At 64.3% G+C, this 1,948-nt stretch carries 2 protein-coding genes and 1 tRNA gene; 2 read left to right on the plus strand and 1 reads right to left on the minus strand.

Going from position 1 to position 1,948, the window contains the following annotated elements; translation table 11 throughout:
* Nucleotides 1-299 precede the first annotated feature (299 nt).
* Complete coding sequence (locus tag ACRDUX_RS29885; protein ID WP_526419289.1) at nucleotides 300-908, minus strand: two-component system response regulator PdtaR; 609 nt, start codon at nucleotides 906-908, stop codon at nucleotides 300-302.
* A gap of 98 nt (nucleotides 909-1,006) precedes the next feature.
* On the opposite strand from ACRDUX_RS29885, the gene ACRDUX_RS29890 reads away from it, so the two are divergent.
* Nucleotides 1,007-1,083 (plus strand) — tRNA-Leu (locus ACRDUX_RS29890).
* 178 nt (nucleotides 1,084-1,261) lie between these two features.
* Complete coding sequence (locus tag ACRDUX_RS29895; protein ID WP_526419291.1) at nucleotides 1,262-1,930, plus strand: class I SAM-dependent methyltransferase; 669 nt, start codon at nucleotides 1,262-1,264, stop codon at nucleotides 1,928-1,930.
* The last annotated feature ends 18 nt before the right edge of the window (nucleotides 1,931-1,948 follow it).

A 1,948-nucleotide genomic window follows, 5' to 3' on the forward strand; every position in this document is an offset into this window, starting at 1 on the left:
ATCTTCAAGTCGGCTAGCGACTTGCTGTCCTCTGGGGCGGACTGATTGCACCCGGCAATGCCGAACACGACCAAGCCCGCGCTACCGAGAGCAATTGCACTACGTGCCACGCGACCTCGCACGTTTCACCTCCGAGTCAGAGTTGTTATCGGCACCGATGGGACAGTTCAGCTCGCCCTGGCCGCCGATGCTTCGGGTAGAACATAGCCAACACATCGCCGTGGTGCGTGATGTTGAGGAATGCCGGCGGGCCGGTGGCTGGGCAATTGCGTGAAACTGCGCGTCAGGAAACGCAGTTGTTACGTCTCCGGCGTGTCGAGGGTCTCGAGGACCACTTCCGCGACCCGCCGCATCGTGGTGCGGCGATCCATGGCCGCGCGCTGAATCCACTTGAAGGCCTCGGGCTCCGACATCTTCTGCTTGGTCTGGAGCAAACCCTTTGCGCGTTCGACGAGTTTGCGCGTCTCGAGCCGGTCGGACAACGTCGCGACTTCCAGCTCCAACGCCGCCATCTCACCGAATCGACTGACCGCCAACTCGATCGCGGGAATCAGGTCCGTGATCGAGAACGGCTTCACGAGGTATGCCATCGCACCGGCATCACGCGCGCGTTCGACGAGTTCCCGCTGCGAGAAGGCGGTGAGCACCAAGATCGGCGCGATGCGCTTGGACGCGATCTCCGCGGCCGCGTCGATACCGTCCCGGCGCGGCATCTTCACGTCCATGATCACCAGGTCGGGTCTGAGACTCTCGGCGAGGTCGACCGCCTCCTGGCCGTCGCCGGCCTCCCCCACGACCTCGTAGCCCTCCTCGCGGAGCATCTCGGCGAGGTCCATGCGAATGAGTGCTTCGTCCTCGGCGATGAGAACACGGTGCGGCTTTTCAGCGTCCGTCGGTGAGGCGGTCATGTCCACATTGTCCCGTGACTAGCGCAGAACAGCGACCGCGGGGCCGTGACGGTGGTTACGTCCGATCCTCTATGGTGGGAGACCGCGCACCGGCGAAGGCCCTCGTATCCCAATTGGCAGAGGAAACGGATTCAAAACCCGTGCAGTGTGAGTTCGAGTCTCACCGAGGGCACCAGAAAGACCAGCTCAGGCCCAGTGCGCACGACTCCTCGGGGCAAATGTTCCTCGCGCCGCGGACTCGTTGCGATCGGCGAGCGCATTCGGGACGGTCGCGTGGCCTCCGGAGAGGCTCTGACCACCGCAGATCACGCTTCGGCGGTGGCTGCGGCGGCGAGCGGGCGCGGGTACCGTCACTGTCCATGACCGAAGTGATGGATTGGGACGCCGCCTACCGCAACGACGTGTTCGCCGGACCGCCGCCGTGGAACATCGGTGAGGCACAGCCGGAAATCGCCGCCGTGATCGATTCCGGTGAGATACGCAGTCCCGTCCTGGATGTCGGCTGCGGGGTCGGGGACGTGACGTTCCTACTTGCCTCACGCGGATACGACACCGTCGGGATCGACATCTCCAGTGTGGCGATTGCCGCTGCGACCGAGGGAGCGCGAGAGCGCGGCCTGAGCCAGGCGCGGTTCGTGGAGGGCGATGTCCGCCAGTTGCAGTTCGACGAAGAGTTCAACACGGTGATCGACTGCACGCTGTTTCACTCTCTCCCGGTGGAAACCCGCGACGACTACCTTCGCGGTGTGCGCGACGCAGTCGCCCCCGGCGCCGCGCTGTACATGCTGGTCTTCACCACGGATGCGCTGCCGCCGGACTCCCCCTTTCCGGTGCCGAACCTCGTGACCGAACGCGAGGTTCGTGACGTGGTGGCGAAGTACTGGCAGATCGACGAGGTCCGGCCGGCATTCGTCTCCGTTCAGCTTCCGGACGTGCCCAATCTGCCCGAGCACGATTTCGAAGTCGATGAACTTGGCCGGGTGAAGCTACCGGCGTTGCTGCTTACTTGTCGGAAGGCGTAGCACCGTCGTTGTTGGGGC

It is taken from the genome of Mycobacterium sp., assembly GCF_050701675.1.
GTDB lineage: Bacteria > Actinomycetota > Actinomycetes > Mycobacteriales > Mycobacteriaceae > Mycobacterium.

Coding starts and splice junctions, on each gene's coding strand:
- ACRDUX_RS29885 (WP_526419289.1), bottom strand. CDS start 908: ATGACCGCCTCACCGACGGACGCTGAAAAGCCGCACCGTGTTCTCATC.